This window comes from Pseudomonas sp. Pseusp15 (genome assembly GCF_059492165.1).
This window is the reverse complement of the sequence record NZ_CP168523.1, coordinates 1,119,767-1,145,641: the sequence shown is the minus strand read 5'-3', so window position 1 is coordinate 1,145,641 and position 25,875 is coordinate 1,119,767. Positions and strand designations below refer to the sequence as shown.

15 protein-coding genes are annotated in these 25,875 nt (G+C 61.4%); 8 read left to right on the top strand and 7 right to left on the bottom strand.

Annotated features, from left to right (window positions below; translation table 11 throughout):
- Positions 1-15: 15 nt before the first annotated feature.
- The 5 genes from ACEN8R_RS05200 to ACEN8R_RS05180 form a co-directional block, all read right to left on the bottom strand.
- Positions 16-642 (bottom strand): response regulator transcription factor, encoded by a 627-nt coding sequence (locus ACEN8R_RS05200; RefSeq protein WP_018925357.1) that lies wholly within the window; start codon positions 640-642, stop codon positions 16-18.
- A 142-nt stretch (positions 643-784) separates the two neighbouring features.
- Positions 785-1,162 (bottom strand): response regulator, encoded by a 378-nt coding sequence (locus tag ACEN8R_RS05195; protein ID WP_495624608.1) that lies wholly within the window; start codon positions 1,160-1,162, stop codon positions 785-787.
- Positions 1,163-1,336: 174 nt separating this feature from the next.
- Complete coding sequence (gene mgtA, locus ACEN8R_RS05190) at positions 1,337-4,054, bottom strand: magnesium-translocating P-type ATPase (protein ID WP_495624607.1); 2,718 nt, start codon at positions 4,052-4,054, stop codon at positions 1,337-1,339.
- 431 nt (positions 4,055-4,485) lie between these two features.
- Positions 4,486-5,823, bottom strand: coding sequence for a lysine N(6)-hydroxylase/L-ornithine N(5)-oxygenase family protein (locus ACEN8R_RS05185; RefSeq protein ID WP_495624606.1), 1,338 nt, complete (start codon positions 5,821-5,823; stop codon positions 4,486-4,488).
- A gap of 131 nt (positions 5,824-5,954) precedes the next feature.
- On the bottom strand, positions 5,955-6,437 hold the full coding sequence (locus ACEN8R_RS05180; RefSeq protein ID WP_019579945.1) for a sigma-70 family RNA polymerase sigma factor: 483 nt from the start codon (positions 6,435-6,437) through the stop codon (positions 5,955-5,957).
- 325 nt (positions 6,438-6,762) lie between these two features.
- Between ACEN8R_RS05180 and ACEN8R_RS05175 the strand changes: the two genes are divergently transcribed.
- The 3 genes from ACEN8R_RS05175 to ACEN8R_RS05165 are packed head-to-tail and all read left to right on the top strand — an operon-like array spanning position 6,763 to position 11,311.
- Positions 6,763-7,935: an efflux RND transporter periplasmic adaptor subunit gene (locus tag ACEN8R_RS05175; protein WP_495624605.1), complete on the top strand. Its 1,173-nt coding sequence runs from the start codon at positions 6,763-6,765 to the stop codon at positions 7,933-7,935.
- On the top strand, positions 7,936-9,909 hold the full coding sequence (locus ACEN8R_RS05170) for a MacB family efflux pump subunit (RefSeq protein ID WP_495624604.1): 1,974 nt from the start codon (positions 7,936-7,938) through the stop codon (positions 9,907-9,909).
- A 7-nt stretch (positions 9,910-9,916) separates the two neighbouring features.
- Positions 9,917-11,311, top strand: coding sequence for an efflux transporter outer membrane subunit (locus ACEN8R_RS05165; protein WP_495624603.1), 1,395 nt, complete (start codon positions 9,917-9,919; stop codon positions 11,309-11,311).
- Positions 11,312-11,377: 66 nt separating this feature from the next.
- On the opposite strand, the gene pvdP is transcribed toward ACEN8R_RS05165, so the two are convergent.
- Positions 11,378-13,006 carry a pyoverdine maturation tyrosinase PvdP gene (gene pvdP, locus ACEN8R_RS05160; protein ID WP_495624602.1) on the bottom strand — a complete coding sequence of 543 codons (1,629 nt, stop codon included), beginning with the start codon at positions 13,004-13,006 and terminating at the stop codon, positions 11,378-11,380.
- A 326-nt stretch (positions 13,007-13,332) separates the two neighbouring features.
- On the opposite strand from pvdP, the gene pvdM reads away from it, so the two are divergent.
- The 5 genes from pvdM to ACEN8R_RS05135 all read left to right on the top strand — a co-directional run bounded on the left by pvdM (position 13,333) and on the right by ACEN8R_RS05135 (position 22,990).
- A complete protein-coding gene (pvdM, locus tag ACEN8R_RS05155; protein WP_495624601.1) occupies positions 13,333-14,703 on the top strand; it encodes a pyoverdine-tailoring dipeptidase-like protein PvdM in 1,371 nt (456 codons plus the stop codon).
- On the top strand, positions 14,700-15,980 hold the full coding sequence (gene pvdN, locus ACEN8R_RS05150; protein ID WP_495624600.1) for a pyoverdine-tailoring periplasmic protein PvdN: 1,281 nt from the start codon (positions 14,700-14,702) through the stop codon (positions 15,978-15,980). The genes pvdM and pvdN overlap by 4 nt, the downstream gene beginning before the upstream one ends.
- Before the next feature lie 127 nt (positions 15,981-16,107).
- On the top strand, positions 16,108-16,995 hold the full coding sequence (pvdO, locus tag ACEN8R_RS05145; RefSeq protein ID WP_018925346.1) for a dihydropyoverdine dehydrogenase: 888 nt from the start codon (positions 16,108-16,110) through the stop codon (positions 16,993-16,995).
- Between the two features lie 131 nt (positions 16,996-17,126).
- Complete coding sequence (locus ACEN8R_RS05140; RefSeq protein ID WP_018925345.1) at positions 17,127-18,785, top strand: cyclic peptide export ABC transporter; 1,659 nt, start codon at positions 17,127-17,129, stop codon at positions 18,783-18,785.
- 29 nt (positions 18,786-18,814) lie between these two features.
- Entirely contained in the window at positions 18,815-22,990 is a 4,176-nt protein-coding gene (locus ACEN8R_RS05135; RefSeq protein WP_018925344.1) for a non-ribosomal peptide synthetase, read from the top strand.
- A 156-nt stretch (positions 22,991-23,146) separates the two neighbouring features.
- Here ACEN8R_RS05135 and ACEN8R_RS05130 read toward each other — a convergent pair whose 3' ends face one another.
- Positions 23,147-25,627, bottom strand: a complete 2,481-nt coding sequence (locus ACEN8R_RS05130) for a TonB-dependent siderophore receptor (protein ID WP_018925343.1) — start codon at positions 25,625-25,627, stop codon at positions 23,147-23,149.
- Positions 25,628-25,875: the final 248 nt, after the last annotated feature.

Genomic DNA, 25,875 nt, shown 5'->3' with positions numbered 1-25,875 from the left:
TGCGCACGGTCGAGTTCACTCAGAGATCAGAAGATTACGCTTGGCGAAATCGCGCAGGTGTACCGCAGCGTTCACGCCCAGTTTTTCGATCAAGCGGGTCTTGTAGGTGCTGACGGTCTTGTGACTCAGGTGCATACGTTCGGCGATCGCCTTGTTGCTCATGCCCTGGGCCAAATACCGCAGGATTGTCAGTTCGCGGTTGGAAAGTTTATCGATCATCTCTTTTTCGCTGCGTTGCCGGGGGTCCTGCGATCCCGCAGGCAACCGCGCGAAAAAGGTGTAACCGGCCATGACGGCGTGCACGGCTTTTTGCAATTGTTGCAAGGAGCGGGTCTTGGCGACATAAGCCATGGCCCGGGCACGCATGCAACGCTCTTGAAAAAAAAGCGGATCCAGGGAAGTGAAAACCAGTACCAGACATAGCCAACCATTGGCCCTGATCCGGTCCAGCAGCTCCAGCCCATCGCCACCGGGCATAACCAGATCCAGTATCACCAGATCGACTGCATGCTCACGAAGTATCGATAAGGCCTCGCCAACACTGGACGCCTCAAAAATGAGTTTGAAGCCTTCCCGCTCGAGTACAAGTGTGACTGCGGCACGTACCACCGGATGATCGTCCACAATCAGCGCTTTCTTCATGGCAATTCCTTTGCAAAAACTCAACGATTGCCCGCCGGTAACCGCCGGGATAGACGCAGCGGCTGCGCAATGACTTTTGCACGGAAAGCAGGAGAAATGTACCTATCAGAAATGATAGTACCGACGAACGGTAACCCTGGACTCAACCGATCCGTTGTCGACTCCGCTCCTGATCCAGTGGCGATGCAGCTTCACACGCAGGCGGATCGATGAGCTCCATCAGCCGTCGAATGGCGGCTAAATCCGGCAGCGCCGCGTGGTCTTCGTAGATCAAGGCGTGGTGAACCTGGCGGTTATCGCGCAAGAACCCGGACAGATCCAATGCCCCTGCCGCCAGAGAGGCATTGATGACCACCAGGTCGAACGGCTCGCAACCGTACTCGACCAAGGTCAGTATCTGCACAAGGCTGTGCACCGGTGCCACCCGGTAATAACCGAGCTGATTGAACAACCGCTCGGTTTTCAGCCGGTGAAAATGCTGTTCGTCGGCGATCAGGATGCGCAAGGCTTTATTGGTCATCGCGGGCCTCCAGGTCAATGGCTGATGAGTGAGGCGGCAAGGCTACGGAAGACTCGGGAAGCGTTCTGTAGGACTTTTCCTAAAAATAGGGCGCTCTGTCCGACTTAAAGATCAAAAGATCGCGGCCTTCGTAGGAGCTGACGCAGCTTGCGACAGCTCCTACTTTTGGCAGCCTTACTGCCAGCCAAACCGCCGAATATAGAAACCTTTCACCGCCTGGGTCAGTGCCATGTACGCCAGCAGAATCACCGGCAGGAACACAAAATACAGCGACGGCAGCGCCTGCAGTTTGAAGTAATGCGCCAGCGGCCCCATCGGCAGGAAAATCCCCACGGCCATGATGATGCCCGTCATCACCAGCAGCGGCATGGCGGCGCGGCTTTGCAGGAACGGGACCTTCGGCGTGCGGATCATGTGCACGATCAGTGTCTGGGTCAGCAACCCGACCACGAACCAGCCGGACTGGAACAGGGTCTGGTGGTCCGGGGTGTTGGCATCGAACACGTACCACATCAACGCAAAAGTGCTGATGTCGAAAATCGAACTGATCGGGCCGAAGAACAGCATGAAGCGTCCGACGTCCGCTGGCTGCCAGCGTTGGGGCTGTTTCAGCATGTCTTCATCGACGTTATCGAACGGGATGGCGATCTGCGAAATGTCATAGAGCAGGTTCTGCACCAGCAGGTGCATCGGCAGCATGGGCAGGAACGGAATGAACGCACTGGCCACCAGCACCGAGAACACGTTGCCGAAGTTCGAGCTGGCGGTCATTTTGATGTACTTGAGCATGTTGGCGAAGGTCCGCCGCCCTTCCAGCACGCCCTCCTCCAGCACCATCAGGCTCTTTTCCAGAAGGATGATGTCCGCCGCTTCCTTGGCGATGTCCACCGCGCTGTCCACCGAAATACCGATGTCGGCAGTGCGCAGGGCTGGCGCATCGTTGATGCCGTCGCCCATGAAGCCGACCACGTGACCGTTGCCCTTGAGCAGGCGGACGATGCGCTCCTTGTGCGACGGCGTGAGTTTGGCGAAGACGTTGGTGGTCTCCACCGCCACCGCCAGCTCGGCGTCGCTCATGCGTTCGATGTCGTTGCCCATCAGCAGGCCTTGCTGCTCCAGCCCGACTTCACGGCAGATTTTCGCGGTCACCAGTTCGTTGTCGCCAGTCAGCACTTTCACCGCCACACCGTGCGCGGCCAGGGCCTTGAGTGCTGGCGCGGTGCTTTCCTTCGGTGGATCGAGGAAAGCCACATAACCGATCAGCGTCAGCGCCTGTTCATCGGCCAGGCTGTAAGTGTCGCGGCCCTCGATCATTGGCCGCGCCGCCACCGCCACCACCCGCAGGCCTTCGGCATTGAAGGTGGCGGTGACTTGGCGAATCCGCGCCAGCAATTCATCGCTCAGCGCCTCGTCGGCATCGCCGTGGCGCACCCGGGTGCACACCGCCAGCACTTCCTCCACCGCGCCTTTGCAGATCAGCAGATGCGGCTGCTCACGCTCGGCCACCACCACCGACATGCGCCGACGGGTGAAGTCGAACGGAATCTCGTCGACCTTGCGAAACGCCGTGCCGACTTTCAGTTCACGGTGGATCTCCACGTGCTCCAGCACTGCCACGTCCAGCAGGTTTTTCAGGCCAGTCTGGTAGTAGCTGTTGAGGTAGGCCATTTCCAGCACGTCATCGGAATCGTTACCCCAGACATCGACGTTGCGCGCGAGGAAGATTTTGTCCTGGGTCAGGGTGCCGGTCTTGTCGGTGCAGAGCACGTCCATGGCGCCGAAGTTCTGGATCGCATCGAGGCGCTTGACGATGACTTTTTTGCGCGACAGGAACACCGCGCCTTTTGCCAGGGTCGAGGTGACAATCATCGGCAACATTTCAGGGGTCAGGCCCACGGCGATCGACAGCGCGAACAGCAACGCTTCGGTCCAGTCACCCTTGGTGAAACCGTTGATGAACAATACCAGCGGCGCCATGACGAACATGAAGCGGATCAGCAACCAGCTGACTTTGTTGACCCCGGTCTGAAACGAAGTCGGCGCACGATCGGTGGCACCGACCCGCTGCGCCAGCGCGCCGAAATAGGTGTTGTTGCCAGTGGTGAGAATCAGCGCCATCGCCGTGCCGGACACCACGTTGGTGCCCATGAACAGGATGTTGTCGAGGTCCAGCGGGTTGTGGGTGTGGTTGTCCTGCTGACGTGGGAATTTTTCCACCGGCATCGATTCACCGGTCATCGCGGCCTGGCTGACGAACAGGTCCTTGGCGTTGAGCACTCGGCAATCGGCAGGAATCATGTCACCGGCCGAGAGCACGATCAGGTCACCCGGCACCAGTTGCTTGATCGGCAATTCGAGGCGTTGCGCACCGTTGTTCGCCACCTCCCGACGCATCACCGTGGCGGTGTTGCTGACCATCGCCTTGAGCGCGTCGGCGGCTTGGTTGGATTTGGTTTCCTGCCAGAAACGCAGCAAGGTCGAGAGCACCACCATCGAGAAAATCACGATGGCGGCTTTCATGTCTTCGGTCAGCCAGGAGATCACCGCCAGCAAGGTCAGCAGCAGGTTGAACGGGTTTTTGTAGCAGTGCCACAGGTGGGTCCACCACGGCAACGGTTGCTCGTGCTCGACTTCATTGAGGCCATGTTGCTCGCGCAGGGCATCGGCTTCGGCTTCACTCAGGCCGTCGGTGTGGCTGCCGAGGTTATCCAGCAATTGGCCGGTGTCGCTGTTGGCGGCGGCGACCAGGGTTTGCGCGAGCGTCGGCGGGACTTCACGGCTGACCGTGGTGTCGGTGAAGCTTTCCAGCAGCGCCAGTCGACGGAAGTGCCGGGCGATGTGACGGTTTCGCAGGAATCCGGCGAAGAATTCTTTCAGCCAGGTCAGGTTCATGGCAGTGCCCCCCAGGGTCAGCCGGGAAACCGTCGAGCAGGCGTGTCGAGGCGCTGCGATGACGACACGGGGTCGAACATCACACGCTGTTCAGCGTCGATGAGAGGACGTCGGGAGTCGGGCCAAAACCGGCCACGATCGGGATGCCGCTGCTCGCTTTACGGCGAGACAACGGCAGAAAAAGGCTGCGCGTTATCTTGCCGGGAAAATGCCGGTTACCGAGACCGGCCGACAACTGTCACTCGAACAAGTACCCACTGTGGGTCTCCGCTAATTGATGAAAACGCGTGAAGCTTACGCCGCGATATCTAGAGAGTAAACGCTGCGCAGGGGTGTTGCAGGGGGAATCTCGGGGTTCTTCAGGAAGGGTTCAGGTTGATCGCAAACCTGTGGCGAGGGGGCGTTCCGACAAGCCCCCTCGCCACAAAATCTTAGCTGGCAGTAGCCAACAACAAGTCCCTGACCGACCGGCCATGCCCGCGGGATTTGCCATGGTCATACAACGAGCCGGCAATTTCATCGGCGCGGATCGGCAGGATCGACAGCAAGGTGTCGCTCAAGCCGTGGCTGGCCTGGCAGAAACCCTGCATGTAGATGCCGGCCTTGCAACGCTCGTCGGTGATCAGCCTGTAATTGCGATCGACTTCGAAATCGCCCAGGTATTGTTCCAGCGGCGCCAACAGTTTGCGGTGCATCTGACGCTCGTAACCCGTGGCCAGCACCACCGCGTCGTAACGACGAACCGAGACTTCTCCGGTGGCATTATTGCGCACAGTCAGTTCAATACCGCGTTCGGTGGCGATGGCTTTTTCGACGGTGGTCAGGGTACGGAACGCATGCCGCGCGATGCCCGAGACTTTCTGCCGGTAGAAGATCCCGTAGATGCGCTCGATCAGGTCGATGTCCACCACCGAATAGTTGGTGTTGTGGTACTCGTTGACCAGACGCTCGCGTTCACTGCTGGCCTGCTGGAACACCAGGTCGGTGAACTCCGGCGAGAACACTTCGTTGACGAAGGGGCTGTCATCGGCCGGTTTCAAGGCCGAGCCGCGCAGGATCATGTCTACCTGCACCGACGGGAAGCTGTCGTTGAGGTCGATGAAGGCCTCCGCCGCGCTCTGCCCGCCGCCGATGATCGCGATGTTCATCGGTTGGTTGTTCACGCACGGTTGCCTGGCCATGCGCTCCAGGTACTGGGAATGGTGGAACACCCGACCGTCATCCTTCAGTGCCTTGAACGCTTCGGGAATCCGCGGTGTACCGCCGGCGCTGACCACCACCGAACGGGTGGTACGCACATGCTGCAAACCCTGGGTATCACGCGAGATCACTCGCAACGCCTCGACCTGCTGGTTATGCAGCACCGGCTCGATGGTCAGCACTTCCTCGCCGTAGCGACTCTGCCCGGTGAATTGCCCGGCGACCCAGCGCAGGTAGTCGTTGTACTCCATGCGGCACGGATAGAAGGTGCCGAGGTTGATGAAGTCCACCAGACGACCATGGTGCTTGAGATAGTTGACGAAGGAATACGGGCTGGTCGGGTTGCGCAGCGTCACCAGGTCCTTGAGAAAAGAAATCTGCAGTTCGCTCTGGGTGACCAGGGTGTTGCCGTGCCAGCGGTAGTCCGCCTGCTTGTCGAGAAACAGCACATCCAGCTCGCCCTGGCTCAGCCCGCGCTCTTGCAGGGCGATGGCCAGGGCCAGGTTCGAAGGGCCGAAACCAACGCCGATCAGGTCGTGAACGATGGGCGATGCAATTGCCTGTGTCATTTCCAGTGTCCTCTGGATAAACCCCGCAGCTGCGGGGATAAAGCCTGGGTGACCTGACCGGCCTTTGGCGGCGGCAGATCGTCTGTTGAATAGGAACGAGGACAATGAAAAAAAATTTAACGAGGACTGATTTAAGCGACGTCCCACTGACGCATGCGCACCCGGCAATGCTTCATGGCATTGACGATGTGCTTTTCCACCAGCGCTTTGGAAATACCCAGGTGCTCGGCGATTTGCGGGTGTGACAGGCCTTCGATCTTGCGCAGCAGGAAGCTCTCGCGACACAGCCGTGGCAATTCCGCCAGTGCGCGCTGGAGCATGTCCAGGCGCTGACCGTGATCGAGGCTGTTGTGGGGCGAAGGGATGAAGTAGCGTTCTTCGCTGTCGAGCACGTCCAGCGACTCGACCTGACGCAGGGCATTGCGTCGGTGGTCGTCGATCACCAGGTTGAGCGCGGTGCGATAAAGGAACGCCCGGGGTTGTTCGATCGGCGTGTCGCTGGAACGCTCCAGTACCCGCAGATACGCGTCATGCACCACATCTTCGGCCACCTGGCGGTTGCCTAGCTTGGCGTTCAGGAAACACACCAGCTCGCGATAGTAGTTTTCCAACATGACTCCCGGCCGCACGGGGTGCGGTTTCTATCCTTGAACCAGATCCGCCACCGCCCAAATAGGCAATGGCACGATGATGGCGACTTCGAGTGCGTAATTTATAGTAATTCTCATATAGATTTAAAGTGCTGTTTCCATTTGCCTGCTAAATAGTGCTGTTCTATACCTGTCTGTCACTCAAAGCCTCAACGCTTAAATTCCCCGCCCCTTCCCTCGTTTACAGGACAGCTCCCCGTGGCTGTCGGTCCTCCGACAGCGTTCAGCTGCCGCCAGGTTTTGCGCGCAAGTTGAATGACGGGCCGAATCCTATTGGCCGGAACCCTGCATGAAACGTCCCCGTCACACCCGACGCGCCCTGCTTGTTGCCCTTTGTCTGATCCCCGTTATCGCCATCGCGGCCTGGCAGGTTTTGCCAGCGGGTCGTGACCGCTTCGCCACGGTCCAGGTCGCGCGCGGCGACATTGAAAGCAGCGTCACGGCATTGGGAACCCTGCAACCGAGGCGGTATGTCGATGTCGGCGCCCAGGCCTCCGGGCAGATCCAGAAGATCCATGTGGAGGTCGGTGACGTGGTCAAGGAAGGCCAGTTGCTGGTGGAAATCGATCCCTCCACCCAACAGGCCAAACTCGACGCCGGGCGTTTTTCCATCGACAACCTCAAGGCGCAGCTGCAGGAGCAGCGGGCACAGCACGACCTGGCCCGGCAGAAATATCAGCGTCAACAGAACCTCGCCGCCGGCGGCGCGACACGGGACGAAGACGTGCAAACGGCCCAGGCCGAACTGCGCACCACCCAGGCGCGCATCGACATGTTCGAGGCGCAGATCCGCCAGGCCCAGGCCAACCTGCGCAGCGATCAGGCCGAACTCGGCTATACGCGCATTTACGCACCGATGAGCGGAACGGTCGTGGCCCTCGATGCCCGCGAAGGCCAGACCCTCAACGCCCAGCAACAAACGCCGCTGATCCTGCGCATCGCCAAACTGTCGCCGATGACGGTCTGGGCCGAGGTCTCGGAGGCTGACATCGGCCACGTCAAACCCGGCATGAGCGCCTGGTTCACCACGCTCAGCGGCGGTAACCGGCGCTGGAGCAGCACGGTGCGGCAGATTTTGCCGATACCGCCCAAACCACTGGATCAGACCAGCCAGGGCGGCGGCAGTCCAGCCAGTTCCAGTAAAAGCGGGACGGCCCGCGTGGTGCTGTACACGGTGCTGCTGGACGTCGACAACGCCGACAACGCGCTGATGGCGGAAATGACCGCCCAAGTGTTCTTCGTTTCCAACCAGGCAAAAAACGTCCTTACCGCGCCGGTCGCCGCCTTGCAGGGCGGCCCGCAGGCCGACAGTCAAACGGCTCGGGTGGTCGCCCAGAACGGCAGCATCGAGCAACGGACCGTGCGCACCGGCATCAGCGACCGCCTGAAGGTGCAGATCCTCGACGGACTGGCCGAAGGCGATCACCTGTTGATCGGCCCCGCCGACGGCAGCGGAGGTTGAATGCAAACGCCTCTGATCGACCTGCAGGACATTCGTAAATCCTACGGTGGCGGCGACGCGCCTGAAGTTCATGTGTTGCGCGGCATCGACCTGTCGATCCACGCCGGGGAGTTCGTGGCGATCGTCGGTGCTTCCGGCTCCGGCAAATCGACGCTGATGAACATCCTCGGCTGCCTCGACCGGCCAACGTCCGGCGAGTATCGGTTCGCCGGCGAAAATGTCGCGGCACTCGACAGCGATGAACTGGCCTGGCTGCGCCGCGAGGCATTCGGTTTCGTGTTTCAGGGGTATCACCTGATTCCGTCCGGTTCGGCCCAGGAAAACGTCGAGATGCCGGCGATCTACGCCGGCACCCCAGCGGCCGAACGCCACGCCCGCGCCGCCGCCCTGCTCGACCGTCTCGGCCTGGCAGCACGCACCGGCAACCGTCCGCACCAGCTCTCCGGCGGCCAGCAGCAACGGGTGTCCATCGCTCGCGCATTAATGAATGGCGGCCACATCATCCTCGCCGACGAACCCACCGGTGCCCTCGACAGCCACAGCGGCGCCGAGGTCATGGCACTGCTCGACGAACTGGCGAGCCAGGGCCATGTGGTGATCCTCATCACCCACGACCGCGACGTGGCGGCGCGAGCCAAACGCGTGATCGAAATCCGCGACGGCCTGATCATCAGCGACAGCGCCCGCGACAACCCCGCCGTGCAGGCCTCGGCCAATCCCGGTGCGCTGCAAGCGGTGGATTTGCGCAAGCGGCTGAGCGAAGGCAGCGAGGCCACCGGTGCCTGGAAAGGTGAATTGGTGGATGCGGTACACGCGGCCTGGCGGGTGATGTGGATCAACCGCTTCCGCACCGCCCTGACGCTGTTGGGGATCATCATCGGCGTCGCCTCGGTGGTGGTGATGCTGGCCGTCGGCGAAGGCAGCAAGCGTCAGGTCATGGCGCAGATGGGCGCGTTCGGCTCAAACATCATTTACCTCAGCGGCTCCGCTCCCAATCCACGCACACCGCCCGGCATCGTGACCCTGGATGACGTCGCCGCGCTGGCCAGCCTGCCGCAAGTCATGCGAATCATGCCGGTCAACGGCGCCGAAGCCGGGGTGCGCTTCGGCAACCTCGACCATCTGAGCTACGTCGGCGGCAACGACACCAACTTTCCGGCGATCTTCAACTGGCCGGTGGTCGAGGGCAGTTACTTCACCGAGGCCGATGAACGCAACGCCGCGGCGGTCGCGGTGATCGGCCACAAGGTGCGCAGCAAATTGCTCAAGGACGTCACCAACCCCATCGGCCAATACATCCTGATCGAAAACGTGCCCTTTCAGGTCGTCGGCGTGCTCGCGGAAAAAGGCGCCAGTTCCGGCGATTCCGACAGCGACAATCGGATTGCCGTGCCCTACTCGGCCGCCAGTGTCCGGCTGTTCGGCACCCACAACCCCGAATACGTGGCCATTGCCGCGGCCGACGCGCGCAAGGTCAAAGAGACCGAAAAGGCCATCGAGCAGTTGATGCTGCGCCTGCACGACGGCAAACACGATTTCGAACTGACCAACAACGCCGCGATGATTCAGGCCGAGGCGCGCACGCAAAATACGCTGTCGCTGATGCTCGGTTCGATTGCGGCGATCTCGCTGCTGGTGGGCGGCATCGGCGTGATGAACATCATGCTCATGACCGTGCGCGAACGGACCCGGGAGATCGGTATCCGCATGGCCACCGGCGCCCGTCAGCGCGACATATTGCGCCAGTTCCTCACTGAAGCAGTGATGCTCTCGGTGGTCGGCGGGATCGCCGGCATCGCCCTGGCGCTGATCGTCGGCGGCGCATTGGTGCTCAGCAAAGTCGCGGTGGCCTTTTCCCTGGCGGCGGTCATCGGCGCCTTCGCCTGCGCACTGATCACCGGCGTTGTCTTCGGCTTCATGCCGGCCCGCAAAGCTGCCCGGCTCGACCCGGTCACGGCCCTTACCAGTGAATGATCGATCTATGAAACCGCAACTGAGCCTGTTGACCCTTTGCCTGTTACTCGGCGCCTGCAGCCACCCGGCTGCGCGCCCGGACAGCGGCATTCAACCACCGCCGGCCTGGCAATCACCACACGATGAAAGTGCCTCCCGGACGAGTCGACAATGGTGGACGCAGTTCGGCAGCCCGCAGCTTGATCGCCTGATCGAACAGGCCCGCGTCGGCAGTTATGACCTCGCCGCCGCCATCGCTCGGGTGCATCAGGCCCGGGCCGACACAGTGATTGCCGGCGGCTCGCAGCTGCCGGAGATCAAGGCCGGCATGAACGCCAACCGCCAAAAACTGTTGCGCGGCAACGGCTACAGCCAACTCGATGCCGACAGCAGCAATAAGGCCGTGGACTACTTTGACGCCAACCTCAGCGCCAGTTACGAAATCGACTTCTGGGGCGGCAAACGTGCGTCCCGGGACAGTGCGCAATTCGGGCTGCGCGCCAGCGAGTTCGATCAGGCCACGGTTGAATTGACCTTGCTCAGCGGCGTGGCCAACAGCTACGCGCAAGCCTTGTCGCTGGATGAACAAAGTCGCATTGCCGAGCTGAACCTGGCCAATGCACAGAACGTTTTGAAACTGGTGCAGACCCGTTTCGACTCAGGCTCGGCCACCGCGCTGGAACTGGCCCAACAAAAAAGCCTGGTGGCGGCGCAACAACGGCAACTGCCGCTGATTCGCCAGCAAGCCGAGGACGCCCGGATCAACCTCGCCGCCCTGCTGGGCCGACCGGTTCAGCAACTTCCGCCCAGCCACGAATCCTTCGATCAACTGCAATGGCCTGCCATCGATGCCGGATTGCCCAGCGAACTGCTCAGCCGCCGCCCGGACATCGCCCGCGCCGAAGCGCAACTGGCCGCCGCCCAGGCCAACGTCACGGTCGCACGCGCAGCCATGTTGCCCGCCGTGACCCTCAGCGCCGACATCGGCTCGGGCGCCAACACGGCCAGCGACATTCTGCGCAGCCCGTTCTACAACCTCACCGCCGGGCTGGTCGCACCGATCTTCAACAACGGCCGCCTCGGTGCCGAGCGCGACAAGGCCACGGCCCGCCAACAAGAACTGCTGGAAGCCTACCGAGGCGCGATCATCAATGCGTTTGCCGACGTCGAAAAAGCCCTCAACAGCATTCGCGGCCTGGATGAACAGCGGCAGTGGCAACGCGAAGAACTGAACCAGGCCCAGGCCGCGTTCAACATTGCGCAAAGCCGCTATCAGGCTGGCGCCGAGGATTGGCTGACGGTGCTGGAAACGCAGCGCACGCTGTATGCGGCGCAGGACTCGAATGTGCAACTGCGGTTGTCGCGGTTGCAGGCGAGCATTGCGTTGTACAAGGCGTTGGGTGGGGGGTGGCAGGTGCTTTGATCGAGGTTATCCGTCACCAAAAACTGTGTGGCGAGGGAGCTTGCTCCCTTGCCACAAGTGCCTGGCTTACGAACTCAGCGGCTTGACCTTCAGATTCCGCGCATACCACGGCCGCTGCGGCACCCGCCGGAACAGCCCCGCGAGTTTCTTTTCATCCGTACCGAAGGTAATGCGCAGCGCCAGCTTCATGGTTTCCGGGTCCATTTCCACCGACTTGCCGACCTGCAATCCCGGCGTAGTGCTGCAACCGTGGGTGCTCGGGCCGAGCCACGGATCATCGACTTCAACCCAGCGCCCCGGGGCGAACCAAGGCACGCCATTGACCTCAAGCCGACTGAGCTCCCCCGGATGGAAACGCTCGTGGGCGCGGAACCAGTCTTCCAGGCGATCGTCGATCCAGCCATGGAAGTGCCAGAACACCGGGTTCACGTGGGATGAAAACGGGTCACCGAGGAAGTCGTTTTCCGGCGCATACCAGCGCGCGGCAAAGTCCGCCGGATCCCGGGCAAAAGGCACCGGCTGACCGTTGGAGGGATCCCGTGGCACCGAGGCCCAGCGCATGTGCAGCCAGTCGTGCAGCCCCAGTTCCACCTCCGAACCGAACTGCCCCAGGGTCAGCTTCGACAGGTAACGCGGGTCGCGGTAACGGGACTCCCATACCTGAAAATTGCTGTGGTAGGTCTCGGCAGTCTTGATGTCGCTGACCCACTGGGTGTACTCGGTGTCTTCGGCGGCCAGCCAGGTGGGCGGCAGCGCCGTGCCATCGTGATTGTCGAAATAGCGGGCGAAGCCCTGACGGTCGCGTTCAAGCTCCGGCTGCGGCATCGGGAAGCTCGACCAGGACGGCAGGTCCTGCATCGAACGCGCCGTGCCGAGCATGTGCCGGTGCATGAAGAAAAAGTCGACTCCCGAACCATTACGGTCTTTGCGCGGCCCCCGGGCATCGCGCTCATTGCCTCGCGGGCCCGGCTGCCAGCCGATGCCGCGCAAGGCGTCCTGTTGGTCCTTGGAGAGTTTGTGCCATTTGTCCCGCGAGGCGTGCCAGAGCTGGTGGAACAAACGGTGCTCGGGGGAAATCAGCCACGCCAGCAACGGCGGATTCAACCCCACACGCTCACGGGCTTCGGGAAACAGCCGTTTGCGCGCGACAAAACGATTGTCCAGTTCCAGCAAACCGAGCGGGCGATCCAGGCGCAGGATCCGCCCGCTGAGGGTGCCACTGCCGGCATTGCCGAAATCGGCCCAGACCTCATCGAACGTGACCGCCAGCTCATAAGCCGGCGCGCCGTTGGCCGATTGCCGATCGATCAGGCGCCAGTACAGCTGGCTGGCGTCAGGCGACACCAGGTCGCCGATCACCCGATAACGCGGCTCGGCTTCACCGCGTAACTGCTGCGCGGTATCGAGGCAGCCACGCAGGCCACGGCCGCGCTGAGCGATGTCGAGAAACAGCTCCAGCCCGTGCTGCGGTAAACCGTCGAGGCCCGCTTGCGAACCTTCGAAGCGGATATCCCAGATGCCTCGCAGCGAGTTGGCCAACTGCTGACCCGCGGTGTCCGCGAGGTCGACCGTCGCCTCGCCGGGGGTAATCGTCGGGTCCGGCTTCGTCCATTCGCGATGCCCATAATAAGCCGCAGGCACGGCAGCGCCAGTCAGCGCCAGGCCTGCCATGAACCATCGTCGAGAAATCGTCATTGCCCTACCTGTGTCAGCCATGAAGCAGGCTTTATCCAAGCTAGAACGTTTGTTGTGCGGGGAAATTTAAGCGTGCCAAACACAATCCCCTGTGGCGAGGGAGCTTGCTCCCGCTCGGCTGCAAAGCAGTCGTAAATCCGGCGCATGCGGTGTGCCTGGCAGAACGAGGTTGCAGGTTTCAGGACTGCTTCGCAGTCCAACGGGAGCAAGCTCCCTCGCCACAGGTATCTCGCTATCTCCTAATTTTTTCTGCCAGCCACTCGTTCCTCCCAGATAGCAAAGGCCCCTGCGCCTGCACCGGGGCGGCGAACCTGACAGAGATGGCAATGACAAAACCACGTTCGAAAAAGGCTCTTTACATCGGCCTGCCGCTGGCCCTGGCGATCAGCGCCGGCGCGAGCTTCGCAGTCTGGTATTACGGATTCACGGACACCCCCGGTTACCCGATCAAGGTCATGCAACAGGCCGACGAGTTGCACGAGCGCATGCTCTCCTTCGACAGCCACATCACCCTGATGCAGAACTTCGGCACCCAGGGCAACGAAGCCGATAAGGACGGAACGGGGCAGTTCGACTTGGTCAAGGCCAACCGCGGACGCCTGTCCGGCGCGGCCCTGACGATTTTCGGCTGGCCGGAACTGTGGAATGGCGCCAACGCGCCGCACAAGCCCACCGCCGGTTTTGTCGAAGAGGCACGCAACCAGCAGGAGATCCGCTACAAGATTATTTCCGGGATGGTCCGTGATTTTCCCAATCAGGTCGCCATTGCCTACACCCCCGACGATTTCCGTCGCTTGCACGGCGAAGGCAAGTTCGCGATTTTCATCAGCATGCTCAATGCCTACCCGCTGGGCCACGACCTGAACCTGCTGGACCTGTGGACGGCACGCGGCATGCGCATGTTCGGCTTCAGCTACATCGGCAATAACGACTGGGCCGACTCTTCGCGTCCCTTGCCGTTTTTCAACGATTCGCCGGATGCCCTCGACGGCCTCTCGGACCTGGGCAAGCAAGCGGTGCATCGTTTGAATGATCTGGGCGTGATCATCGACGTATCGCAAATGTCGACCAAGGCCCTGGAGCAAGTCGCGCAATTGAGCCGCACACCGATGGTCGCTTCGCACTCGGCGCCACGGGCGATGGTCGATATCCCGCGCAATCTCAGCGACAAGGAAATGCAGCTGATCAAGAACAGCGGCGGCGTGGTGCAGGTGGTCGGTTTCTCCCAATACCTGCGCCCGCTGACCCAGACCACCCAGGACAAACTCAACGAACTGCGCAAAGCGTTCGACCTGCCGCCCCTGCCGAACCTCGCCATGGCATTGATGCCGGGCGATCCGGTCATCGCTGCCTGGCCCGAGAAAAAATTCGGCCAGTACGCCAGCCGTCTCTACGCGATTCTCGAAGAAGAACCCAAAGCCAGCCTCAAGGACCTCGGGGACGCCATCGATTACACGGTGCGCAAAATCGGCATTGACCATGTCGGCATCAGCTCCGACTTCAACGAAGGGGGCGGCGTCAAAGGCTGGGAAAACGTCGGTGACATTCGCAATGTCACGGCAGAACTGATCTCGCGCGGCTACTCCGAAGCAGATATCGCCAAGCTCTGGGGCGGCAACTTCCTGCGGGTCTGGGATCAGGTGCAGAAAGCCGCCAAGCCAGCGCTGATTTCACAACAAGGCACGAGCACACCATGAGCGATCGTCGCACCTTTCTGAAACAGGCCGGGATCCTCGCCGCCGGCCTGCCGTTGACTGCCGGCCTGAACAACGTCGCCAACGCCACGCCAGTGCCCTCGCCGCCCGGGGACAAATGGGCACAACTGCGGCAGCTGTTCGACCAGGATCCGGATTACCTGCATTTCTCCAATTTCCTGATCACCTCGCACCCAAAGCCTGTGCGTGAAGCGATCGAGATGCACCGTGCCGCCCTCGATAAAAACCCCGGGCTGGCGATGGACTGGGACCTCGGCGTTATCGAGCAGCGTGAAGAAGAGGTACGTGTCTGGGCCGGTCGCTACCTGCAAGCCAATGCCAGACAGATCGCCTTGACCGGCAGCACCACCGAAGGCCTGGCGATGATTTACGGCGGCGTTCATGTACGCCCGGACCAGGAAATCCTCACCACCGCCCACGAGCATTACGCGACCCACACCATTCTCGATCTGCGCACCCAACGGGACGGTACTCGGGTGCGCAAGATCAGGTTGTTCAAGGATCCGCAGACGGTGTCCAAAGCGGAGATCCTGGCCTCGATCGACCAGAACATCAAACCGCAAACCCGTGTACTCGGCATGACCTGGGTGCACTCCGGCAGCGGCGTGAAACTGCCGATCGCTGACATCGGCGCGCTGGTGGACAAGCACAACCGCAATCGCGCCGACCACGATCGCATTATTTACCTGGTCGACGGCGTGCACGGTTTTGGTGTCGAGGACTTGAGTTTTCCCGCCATGAACTGCGACTTCTTCATCGCCGGCACCCATAAATGGATGTTCGGTCCCCGTGGCACCGGCATCGTTTGCAGCCGCAGTGAAGAGGTCAAATACGTCACGCCGATCATCCCGACCTTCTCCGAAGCCACGGCGTTCTCAACCACCATGACACCGGGCGGCTACCACTCGTTCGAGCACCGCTGGGCGCTGAACGAAGCCTTCAAGCTGCATTTGCAATGGGGCAAGGCCGATGTTCAGGCGCGTATCCATGCCCTGAACAGCCATATGAAAAAGCGCCTGCAAGCGCACCCGCAGATCGAACTGGTCACGCCCGTGAGTCCCGAGCTGTCATCCGGTTTCAGCTTCTTTCGGGTCAAGGGCAAAAGCAGCGACAAGATCGCCGCCTGGCTGATGCAAAACCGCGTGATCGCCGATGCCGTGGAGCGCGACGTGGGCCCGGTGATCCGCACGGCGCCGGGGCTGCTCAACACCGAAGCTGAAGTCGACCGCTTCATCGCGTTGCTCGGCAAACAGCTCTGATCGCCAGCCCCATGGTTAATGTCGTAATGCGATCTGTAGCAGCAGGCTTCGCCAGCTGCTACGGAGATTTGCGGCGCGGCGGAAGTTGCCCCCCCTGATTCCCTTTAACTTTTTATCGAGAGCAATGATGAACAGTGAGCTGCGTAGCTTTTCCCTGAAGACGCTTCCCGCACTGGCCTTCGCCACGGTAGTTGCAGGCCTGCTGCCGGGCGCCGCTCAGGCCGCCGCCCCCGCCCAGCCCGGCAAAGTGTTCAAGGACTGCAAGGACTGCCCGGAGATGGTCGTGCTGCCCACCGGGACTTTCACCATGGGCACCCCGGACAATGAGGTAGGCCGCGAGCCCGACGAAGGTCCGTTGCACCCGGTGACCTTCGCCAAACCGCTGGCCATCAGCCGCTTTCAGGTGCTGGCCGGCGAGTGGGACGCGTACCTGCGCGACAGCGGTTACCTCATGCCCGACGGCGACACCCGGCCGGGCCGCGAGTGCAAGGCCGGCGTGCCGCGCTATGAACGCACGGCCAGGCATCCGGCGGTGTGCATGAACTTCCCCGAGGTCAATGCCTATGTGGCCTGGCTCTCGAAGAAGACCGGCAAGCACTATCGGTTGGTCAGCGAATCGCTGCGTGAGTATGCCGCCCGCGCGGGCAGCAGTGGCCCGTTCCCCTTCCCGTTCGATGAAGGCAAGGAATACAGCATCGCCAAACACGCCAACACCTACGGCGCCGCCGATGGATACAACTTCACCTCACCGGCGGGCAGCTTCCCGGCCAACGCCTTCGGCGTGTACGACATGCACGGCAACGTCTATGAGTGGACCGCCGATTGCTACAACGACAACTACGTCGGCGCACCGAGCGATGGCAGCGCCTGGTTGACCGGCGAATGCACCGCCCGGCGCATTCGCGGCAATGACTGGGGTGAAGCACCGGTGTTCTCGCGTTCGGGCAACCGTAATGCCACCTACCCCGACACCCGTGGCGACTGGCTCGGTTTTCGCGTCGCGCGGGATCTTTGAGGCTCCCACCTCCCGTCGCATGACCTGCAACAAACCCGTGCGCGGCTAAATCGCCGCCCACGGGTTTCGTCTTTTAAGCAGCCAAACTCTTGAACCTTTGCCCTTTAGCGGCACTTGAAGCGGAAACTTCCATGACCTCAAAATCCCGCGGAGCCTTCAGTGAAGTCCTCGGCCTGCTCAGGCCTTTCCGGGTCATCGTTGTGGTGTCGATCATGCTCGGCATGCTCGGTGGCCTCAGCATCACCGCGTTACTGGCGACCATCAATGACGCGCTGAACGCCGCCGATACCCCGTCGACCCGGGTGTTGGCAACGTTTATCGGCCTGTGCGCGGTGGCGTTGCTGACGTCGATCCTGTCGGACATCGGCACCAACCATGTCGGGCAACACATCATTGCCGGGCTGCGTAAATCCCTGGGGGAAAAAGTCCTGTTGGCACCGATCGAACAGATCGAGCGCTTCCGCAGTTATCGACTGATTCCGGTGCTGACCCATGACGTCGACACCGTCAGTGATTTCGCCTTTTCCTTCGCGCCGCTGGCCATTGCGTTCACCGTCACCCTCGGCTGCCTGAGCTACCTGGCCTACCTGTCGTTGCCGATGTTTGCCTTGCTGCTGGTGGCCCTGGTGATCGGCACCGCGCTGCAATACGTGGCCCGGACCAAGGGCATCAAGGGTTTCCAGGCGGCTCGCGAAGCCGAGGACGAACTGCAAAAGCACTACAGCGCGATTGCCGCCGGCGCCAAGGAACTGCGCATCCATCGTCCGCGCCGCCAACGCATGTTCAGCCAACGTATCGAAGGCACCGCTGATTTCATCTGCAACACGCACATCCGCGCGGTCAACACCTTCGTGGTGGCCAAGACCCTTGGCTCGATGCTGTTTTTCGTGGTGATCGGCCTGGCGCTGGCCCTGCAATCGCTGTGGCTGGGCACCGATAAAGCGGTGCTCAGCGGGTTCGTGCTGGTGCTGCTGTACATGAAGGGCCCGATGGAATACCTGGTCACCACCCTGCCGGTGGTCAGCCGCGCCAACATTGCGTTCAAGCGCATTGCCGACCTGGCGGAGCAATTTTCTTCACCGGAACCGCACCTGCTGCTGAGTGACAAAGACGCGCCCAAACCGGTGGTCGAACACCTTGAAATGCGCGACGTGCATTTCGCCTTCCCGACGGTGGACGGCAGCAAGCCCTTCGCCCTCGGGCCGGTCAACCTGTCCATCGCCCAGGGCGAGATCGTGTTTATCGTCGGCGAGAATGGCGGCGGCAAGACCACGCTGATCAAGTTGCTGCTGGGGCTGTATGCGCCCCAGGGCGGGGAAATCATCCTTAACGGTAAGCCGGTCCTGGCGCATAACCGCGACGACTATCGCCAGTTGTTCACCACGATTTTCGCCGACTACTACCTGTTCGACGAATTGGTGCAAGGTGAGCAGAACGTTCCCGAAGACGCCAACCGTTACCTGGAACGCCTGGAAATCTCACACAAGGTCAGCATCCGCGATGGCGCCTTCAGCACCACCGACCTGTCCACCGGTCAGCGTAAACGCCTGGCCCTGTTGAACGCCTGGCTGGAAGAACGCCCGGTGCTGGTGTTCGACGAGTGGGCGGCCGACCAGGACCCGGCCTTCCGGCGCATCTTCTACACCGAGCTGTTGCCGGAACTCAAATACCTGGGCAAGACCATCATCGTCATTTCCCACGACGACCGTTACTTCGATGTCGCCGACCAATTGGTGCGGATGGAAGGCGGCAAGCTCGTCGCACAAAAAAAACCGTTGGCGACCGCCTGAACGATCCACCGCCGACTACGAGAGCCCCGATGAACGACTTGATCGATGATGATGTACTGGCGCTGCTGCTGGCCGATGCCGGTGATCAACCCCAAGGGATAACCGCCCGCGTCAACCAGCGCCCGGCGCCGCTGTCTTTCGCCCAGCAGCGGCTGTGGTTTCTCCAGCAACTGTCACCGGACAACGCCGCCTACAACCTGCCCCGTGTCATGCGCATCACCGGCCCCCTGGCGCCCCGGCGGCTGGAAACAGCCCTGAACAAGGTGCTTGAGCGTCACGATATTTTGCGCAGTGCCTTCGTCGAAATCGATGGTTGCGCCATGCAGGTGGTCGATGCGCAGGCAACACTGGTGCTCGGCCATGAAGACCTGTCGGGTCTGTCGGACGAAGCCCGCGCCAACCGGATCGCGCTACGTATCGAGGCCCAGGCCGGCATGCCGTTCGATCTGCGCCAGGCGCCGCTGATGCGCGCGACTCTGCTGCAGATTTCGGTCGACGAGCATCTGTTGCTGATGAACATGCACCACATCGTTTCCGATGCCTGGTCCAATGCCATTCTGATGCAAGACCTGACACGGGCCTTTGCCCAGGCCGGCAGCAGCGATACATCACCCTTGCCACGCCCGGCCATCCAGTACGCCGACTACGCCGCCTGGCAGCGCGGCGAATACCTGCACAGTGCAATCTGCGCCAGCAGCGCCGAATACTGGCAAGAGTATCTGGGGCAAACATTGCCGGCCCTCGATCTGCCGGTGGACTTCCCACGAAATGCCCGGCACAGCCACCCTGCCGGGCAGTATGACTTCAGTGTGCCCGCCCCCCTCGCGCAAGCCCTGAACCGCTTCTGCCAGCAGCAAAAACTGACGCCTTTCGTCGTGGCCCTCGGGGCCTGGCAATTGTTATTGAGCCGCTACAGTGGCCAACACGACTTTACCGTCGGCGTACCCAACGCCACCCGCAATCGCAGCGAAACCCAGGATCTGGTCGGCTTTTTCGTCAGCTCCCAGGTGTACCGGGCGCGCATTGATCCGCTGCTGTCCTGCGCAGACTTTCTCCAGCGGCTGCGGCGCGAATCGCTGGCGGCACTGGACCATGGCGATTACCCGCTGGAATTGAGTTTCGACGCGTTGCAATTGCACGCCAGCGAACACGCCAATCCGTTGTTCCAGGTGTTGTTCAACTGGCGCACCGAAGCCGGGCAACCGGACCGGATCGACTTGGACGGGCTGGCGCTGGAGTTCCTCGGCGCGGGTCCCGGCCAGGCCAAATTCGATCTGTCCCTGGACGTCGGCTATTCGCTCGAGGGCATCCACGCGAGTCTCGAATACAGCCGGGACCTCTACGCCCCTGCCACCCTCGAACGCCTGGCCCGGCACTGGCTGAACCTGCTCCATGCACTCACGGAAGATCCGCTGCGTGCGCTCGGCGAATTGCCGTTGCTGGCAAGCGACGAACGCCAGGTTCAGTTGCAGCAGTGGAATCCGCCCGCGTCGGCGATGCCTGAGGACGGCGTGCATCAATTGTTCGAACGCCAGGCGCTGGCAACCCCCGACTCGGTGGCCCTGATCTTCAACGACCTTGAACTCAGTTATGCGCAGCTCAACCATGCGGCCAACGGCCTGGCCTACACCCTGATTGAATGCGGGGTCGGCCCCGAGGTGCTGGTGGGCATTGCCGTGGAGCGTTCGGCGCAGATGATTGTCAGCCTGCTGGCGGTGCTCAAGGCCGGCGGCGCCTATGTCCCGCTGGACCCCGATTATCCGCAGGAACGCCTGGCCTGGATGATTGAAGACAGTGGCCTGAGCGTGTTGCTGAGCCAGCGTTCGCTGCTGGATCGGCTGCCCTCGATGCCCGGCGTCCAGCGACGCTGCGTCGACGACATCGATGTCCGGGGGACGCTGCCCGCACTTGACCCGCCCTGCCGCACCACCGGCCAAAACCTCGCCTATGTGATGTTCACGTCCGGCTCTACCGGTCGCCCCAAAGGGGTCGGCATCACCCAGGCGGCGTTGACCCGTCACGCCCAGGTGGCGCTGGAGTTTCTCGGCCTGAGCGCACAGGACCGGTCCCTGCAGTTCGCCACGTTCAACTTCGATGCCTTTGTCGAGCAGCTTTACCCGGCGTTGATCTGCGGCGCCTCGGTGGTGCTGCGCGGGCCGGATATCTGGGACAGTGAAACCTGGTACCGCGAACTGCTCGACAAACAGTTCAGCGTCAGCGACCTGACCACCACCTACTGGAACATGCTGGCCAAGGACTTCGCCGCTGCCGGTCAGCGCGACTACGGTGCACTGCGGCAAGTGATCGTCGGTGGCGAAGCGATGCCACCGGAGGGCGTGGCGGCCTGGGGCAAGGCCGGGCTCGGGCACGTGAAGCTGCTAAACACCTACGGGCCGACGGAAACGACCGTCAGCGCCACGGTGCTGGATTGCAGCGACTACGTGACAGGGCATATCGCCCTGCCCAAAAGCATGCCGATCGGCCAGCCTCTCGCCGGACGGGCGATTTACCTGCTCGATGCCGGCGGCCAGCCAGTGCCAGTGGGTGTCGTCGGTGAACTGATGATTGCCGGCGACCTGCTCGCACGCGGCTACTTCAAGCGACCTGAGCTCACGGCCGAGCGCTTCATCCCCGACCCGTTCGATGTTCAGGGCGGCGGTCGTCTCTACCGCACCGGCGATCTGGCGCGCTATCGCGCCGACGGTGTGATCGAGTATGCAGGCCGGCTGGATCACCAGGTGAAGATTCGCGGCTTCCGCATCGAACTCGGGGAAATCGAGTCATGCCTGCTGCGATCGCCGCAGGTCCGCGAGGCGTTGGTGGTTGCCCGGGAAGGCGCGGTGGGTTTGCAACTGGTCGGCTATGTCGTGGCCCAAAGCGACTCGCTGAGCGAGCAGCAACAACTCGACCTGCGCGAAACCCTCAAGGCTGAGCTCAAGGCCAATCTGCCGGACTACATGGTGCCCAGCCATCTGCTGGTACTGGCCGCCATGCCGTTGAGCCCCAACGGCAAGCTCGACCGCAAGGCCCTGCCGCAGCCCGACCTCCGCCAGACGCAGCGCCACTTCATTGCTCCCGAAACGCCCCTGGAAAAGGCGCTCGCCGAACTCTGGCAAGAAGCGTTGCAGGTCGAGCGTGTCAGCCTCGACGACAACTTTTTCGAACTCGGTGGCCACTCGATTCTGGCCATTCAATTCATCTCGACCCTAAACGCGCGCCTGGGCATCAAACTGGCGCTGCAACACATGCTGGCTCACCCCAATGTCCAGGCACTGGCCAGATTCATCGCCCTGGAGCATCAGCAGCATGTGCAATGCGTGGTCGAACTCAATGCCTCGACAGCGTCGGTACCACCACTGTTCTGCCTGCACCCCAGCGGCGGTATCGTGTTCTGTTATCAGCCGCTGGCGAAAAAACTCAGTGCCCATGCCCGGACCTTCGGCGTGATGCACAAGGGCTTTGCCGACAAAGACTCGAACGCTCAGACATGGGCCGAGATGATTGCCGACTACAGCGCACAGATCGTCGAGAAGCAGCCACACGGCCCTTACCGATTGATGGGCTGGTCATTGGGGGGCGCGATTGCCATGGACGTCGCCGCCCACCTGGAGCGCCAGGGCAAGGAAGTGACCTTCCTCGGCCTCGTCGACAGCACATTGCCCGAACATGCCTTGCCCGCCGACCTGCCGCGCAAGCCTCTGGAAGAAGACAACCCGAACCACCTCAGCGCGGAAAACGAACTGCTGGCAGCACTCGAAGTCTTCAACCTGATGTTCGCGCATCTGGAACCGGCGGCGGCGAGCTTCATCGCCCGGAACCCGACGGCCGACCTCAAGACCTTCTATCGCTGGGCCAGCGAACAGACGGCCACCGGCGAGCAAGAGATGATCGCGACCCTGGAAGGCATCAAGCAGGAAGTCATGAACGCCCAGGCCTATGCGATTCACGATCGCCTGGTGGACGCGTTCAATGCCTTCTCGCTGCCGCCGCTCAAGGTCAAGGCCAGTTGCTGGTGGTCGCTGTCGCATAAAACCCTGGAGCAAGTGCTGTATTCGGAACAACTGCTCAGGGCCCACAACGTGACAGGCCAATTGCACACCTCGATCCACTCACCACTGCCGCACCGCAGCATGATCTACACCGAGTCGCTACTGGAGTCGTTTACCGAAGTGTTTCTCGGCTGCCAGGGCAAGTCATGTAGCTGACCGAGCGACGGCAAAAAAAACGCAGAAGCCATGGCTTCTGCGTTTTTGTTTGTACTTCCGGCAATACCGTAGCAGCTGCTCGGCAGCTGCTACAAGATTAGCCCGCGCCCCTGGTAAAAGGGCGCGGGCCGGGACATTGACGCTAGTGCAAAGGACTCAGAACTGCGGTGTGTATTTCACGCTGAACATCACGTTGCGTGGATCACCGTAGTTGTTGTTGCCGTTGATCTGGTTGTAGGCCGCTGCGAAGTAGGTCTTGTCAAACAGGTTGTTGGCGTTCATCGCCAGCTCGATTTCCGGGGTGAGCTGGTAACCGACGCGGGCATTCCACACGGTGTAACCCGGAACGTTGACGGAGTGGTCGAAACCTATCGTGTGGGTTTGTGCGGTAAAGCCCAGGCCTGTACTCACACGGCTCCAGTCGCCGCTCAACTGATAATTGCCCCACACACGCAGCATGTGTTTAGGCGTCCACCAGCTGAAGATTTTGCCTTCGTTGTCAGGGTCGTCGAGGTATTTGGTGGTGTTGTAGGTGTAGCCGGCAAACAGTTGCAGATTGTCGATCACTTCGCCGCTGATTTCGGCGTCCAGACCCTGGCTGCGCACTTTGCCCGATGCCGTCGAGCAGAACCAACCGTCGCAGGTTTGCGCACCCTGCGTATCGAGAACGGCACGGTTTTCCTGGTCGTAACGGAACAGGGCCACGGAGGTATTGATCCGGCCGTCCATCAACTCGCCCTTGAGACCAATCTCGTAGTTACTGCCGATAATCGGTTTGAGTACCGCGCCGGCGGTATCGCGTTCGGTCTGCGGTGTATATACGTCGGTGTAACTGGCGTAGACCGCCCATTCGCGGCTCAGGTCATAGACGATACCGGCATAGGGCGTGACTTCTCCGGTTTCAGTGGCGGTGCTTTTTGGATCTTCTGTAATGCCGCTCGCGGTCTGGGTCGAAGACTTGTAATTGTAGTCGTACCAACTGACGCGCGAGCCGAGCACCAGGGTCAGGTCTTCAACAGGCTTGACCCGCCAGCTGCCGTACAGGCCTTTCTGGCGGATGTCGTATTGGCTGGGAGTCCCACGACCACCGGGGCTATTGATCAAGCCTTCGTAGCTGATATCCGGACGGTTGTGATCAATGTCGAAGATATTGTCGGAGCTGTCATTGAAGGTTCGGGCGTATTTGTCGTCCGAGGTGTATTTGGAATAGTTGCCGCCCACCATGATTTCCTGCGGCATGGACAAGGCTTCGAACTTGCCGGTGAGGTTCATGTCCAGAGCGACTTTGGTGGAGTCCATGTCCGTCACGAAGTCCGCGTATTGCACGCCGCTGCCATCGGGATTGATGCCATCGCCGGTGGATTGCACCCGCTGGTTCTTCGCCTTGTTGGTTTCCGTCATGCGCACGGCGCCGATCTTGAAGGCCCAGTCATCGTTGAAACGGTGTTCCAGATCGGTGTAGAGCGTGGTGACGTCGATATCCGAATGGTTCCACTTCGCCCCGGTGTACGTGCTGCGCGGCAGGTCGATGGGTTTACTGTCGGAGTAACGCGGGAAGCCGCGGACATTCGCGCGCGATTCGCCGTCGGACTGGCTGACCGCGACCCCCACGGTGGTGGCTTCGCTCAGATCGAAGTCCAGCGCACCGTACAGCGAGGTGGTCTTGTACCATTCGGAATCAACGAACGTGTGGGTGTCGTCCTGGTCGGCCACGAAGCGTCCACGAATGGTGCCGTTCTGGTTCAACGGCCCGCCCGCGTCCAGTTGCAGACCGTAGTGATCCCAGGAGCCAGCCTTGCCGGTCAGGGTCACGGTCGGTACGGCCTGACCGCGCTTGCGCACCAGGTTGACTGCGCCACCCGGGCTGCCGGTGCCTTGCAGCAAGCCCGACGCACCGCGCAGCACTTCCATGCGGTCGAAGAAAATCAAGTCCTGCGTGGCCCAGTTGCCCAGCGCGTAAGTGTTGCGCGGGATCGGCACACCGTCGTACTGCCAGTCATCGATCTGGAAACCGCGCGAAGAGAGGATCAAACCTCTGCCTACGCCTTGGGCACCGACCAGTCCGGTGGTCTTGTTGGCGGCGTCCTTGAGATCGACGATATCCTGATCATCCATTTGCTTGCGGGTCATCACCGTGACCGACTGCGGAATTTCCTTGAGGGTGTGGGTGCCCTTGCCGATGGTCACGGCATTCGAGGTGTAGGAATTCGAACCTTCGGTGGTCGCGCCCACCTGTTGCGCGTTGATGGTGGTGGCGCCCAGTTCCAGACCCTCGGTCGAACTGCCGCGTACCAGCATCAGCGTGTTGCCTTCAAAGCTGTAGTGCACGCCCGTGCCCTTGAGCAATTGGGCAATCGCCGCTTCGCTGCTCAACTTGCCGCTGACGCGTGTGCTGCGCAGGCCGGTCATATCATCGGCGCTGTAGATCACCTGCTGATTGGTCTGCGTGCCAAACGCCTGCAACGCCTGGGGCAAAGGCTGGGCAGGAATGTCGAGGGTGAAGTCTTCGGCGTGGACCTGCGCGCTGAGCGGCAGCAGGCAAGCCATGCCCAGACCGGCCAACGAGCGACGCGAGCGCAAGGTTCGGGCAATGACCAAGGCCTTGAACAGAGGTTTCAACTCATGAATTGCTGACATCGTGCTCTCTATTTTTAATTGAAATGGATAGGATCCATGGGCAATCGAGTGCCCTGCCGCTGCCTGGACCTGTGAACCACCTGGATCGGCTGCCATCTCGGGCAACGTGTCGCAAGTCGATGACCGGCCCCTCCCCGGGCACGATCGTTTGTCCGGGCAGCGGTAAAAATGTGTACGGCTGGGAAAACCTGAGCCCTGTGGCTACCCTGCCCGGCTCGATTTATCTGCTTACGTAAGTAAGACGCAGC